We start from the raw sequence: 2,295 nt of genomic DNA, 5'->3' as shown, positions 1-2,295 counted from the left end.
GCAGCTCGGCTACGTCAATGGTGACGAAGGCAATCATTACTCGCGCGTGCGTCTCGAAGAGGAGCAGACCGGCAGCGAGAGCGCTCACGGACATACCACCATTCAGGCGTTCGCTCCGGGTTATCTGTTCACGCTCACGGGCAGTCCGCGCACGGCTGACAACGTCGAGTACCTGATCGTCGGCGCAAGCTATCAGTTCCAGAGCGGCGGCGATGCCAGCGGCAGCAGTACCGCGCGCTATGACACCGAGTTCATCGCGCAGCCTACGTCGCTGCCTTGGCGCGCGCCTTCCGTCACGCCGCTGCCGAAAGCAACCGGACCGCAGACCGCAGTCGTGGTCGGCCCGGCGGGCGAGACCATCTGGACCGATCAGCACGGCCGCGTGAAGCTGCAATTTCGCTGGGACCGCTACGGCAAGAGCGATGAGAACAGCTCCTGCTGGGTACGCGTCTCCGATGCCTGGGCCGGGTCTAACTATGGCGGCATCTATATCCCGCGCATCGGTCAGGAAGTGGTGGTGGACTTCATGAACGGCAACATCGATCGCCCGCTCATCACCGGGCGCGTCTACAACGCCTCGCAGATGCCGCCGTTCAATCTGCCCGACTCGGCCACGCAAAGCGGCTTTCTCACCCGCACGCCCAACGGCAACAGCAGCAACGCCAACATGTTCCGCTTCGAGGACAAACAAGGTTCCGAGCAGGTCAAGCTGCATGCCGAGCGCAACTACGACACGTCCGTCGAAGCCAACACCACGCATGCCACGGCGGGTTCGCACACGATCGAAGTAGGCCTGCCGCTCGCCTCCGGCGACACCTCGACCTCGCCGCCGCCTTCCGGTGCGCAGCGTCTGTTGCAGCAGCAAGCGAGCACAGGCTCAGCCGGACAATTGCAGCAGGCCATCATGGCGGCGCGACCGCGCAAGCGCGGCAAAAAAGCCCATGCCCACAGCGGCATGCAGCAATCGACCGCACCCTCAAGTCCGGTTGAACAACTGCTGCAACAGGTCCCGGCCGTCGCGCAAAACTTCTTCACCCCGAAGCTCGACGGTAACGCATTCAACCTGACGGTGAACGGTGACGAAAACACCCTCGTCGGGGGCTCGTCCTCGACTCTTGTGTTCGGCATCGTCAACGACATCATCTGCGGCGCTGAGAACCGCGTCAACGTGGGAAACAAGCTCGATGTCATCGGCGGGGCGCTCGAAGAACTTCACACGTTCGACGTCAGTGCAACCGGCGCCGAGATCTCGAACACCGGCTCCGTCGTCGACAACAAGGGAAGCGAGATCACGTCGACCGGCTCGTCCATCTCGACCGTCGGCTCGGAAGTGTCGACCACGGGATCATCGGTTCAGACCGTCGGTTACGAAGTCAAATTCTGAAGCCGGCTTAACCACGAAAGAAGACGCGCAATGAAGGTCATGCAACTCACCCGGCTGATGAAGCTGACGCGCCTTATCGCCACCTCGGCAACCAACAGCCGGGCGTTGACGCGAGGGCGAGCGCGTCAAGTGCATCCCGGGCATGCGCGCATGCCAAGCGTGAAGATCGAAGCAACCATGCGAACCGTTCTGGAAGTTCCGTCACCAGAGTCCGACCCAACCGGTCGGCCGACAGCATTCGGGAATCGCAGAACTCAGTCTGCCTATTCCCGTCAGGATGACTCAGTTTCACAACACGTTTGTCTGACCCACTATCCGATTATCACGAGAGCGACATGACCCAGATTGTGATGGCTTACAGCCAAGCATTCGAGCCCGGCACCCTCAGTTTCCGTTCCATGACAGGTAACGAAGCCCTTTCCACGCTCTTCGACTTCGAGGTGCAGCTCGTCTCCAGCGATGCCTCGCTCGATCTCAAGAGCGCCCTCGGCAAGTCCCTCACGCTGGAGATCCAGCCGCAGGTCGGCGCGCTGCGTTACCTCGATGGCCAGATCACCCGCTTCGAGTTCAACGGCCGCGAGACGCTCACCTCGCGCAGCTACATCTATACGGCCACTGTGCGGCCTTCGCTGTGGTATCTCACGCGCTCCATCAACTGCCGCATCTTCCAGGAGAAGACGGTCGTCGAGATCATTCAGGAAGTCTTCTCCGCTTATGGCTTCCCGGTCACCAACCGTCTGAGCAGCACCTACCGCACCTGGGGCTTCTGCACCCAGTTCCAGGAGTCCGATTTCGCCTTCGTCAGTCGCCTCATGGAGCAGGAAGGCATCTACTACTACTTCACGCATCAGATGGGTCAGCACACGCTCGTGCTCGCCGATGACATGAGCGCTCATGATCCCCTGCCCGAT

At 61.2% G+C, this 2,295-nt stretch carries 2 protein-coding genes; both read left to right on the top strand.

Features of this window, described 5'->3' with window-relative positions:
• On the top strand, positions 1–1,384 hold a 1,384-nt coding region (gene tssI / locus QCE63_RS35445; protein ID WP_309839923.1), incomplete at its 5' end, for a type VI secretion system tip protein TssI/VgrG.
• A gap of 335 nt (positions 1,385–1,719) precedes the next feature.
• A partial coding sequence (locus tag QCE63_RS35440; protein WP_309839921.1) for a type VI secretion system tip protein TssI/VgrG occupies positions 1,720–2,295 on the top strand: 576 nt, incomplete at its 3' end.

Source organism: Caballeronia sp. LZ065 (assembly GCF_031450975.1).
Lineage (GTDB): Bacteria > Pseudomonadota > Gammaproteobacteria > Burkholderiales > Burkholderiaceae > Caballeronia.
Note: the sequence above shows the minus strand (reverse complement) of the source record. Positions and strands in the feature narration are given on the sequence as shown.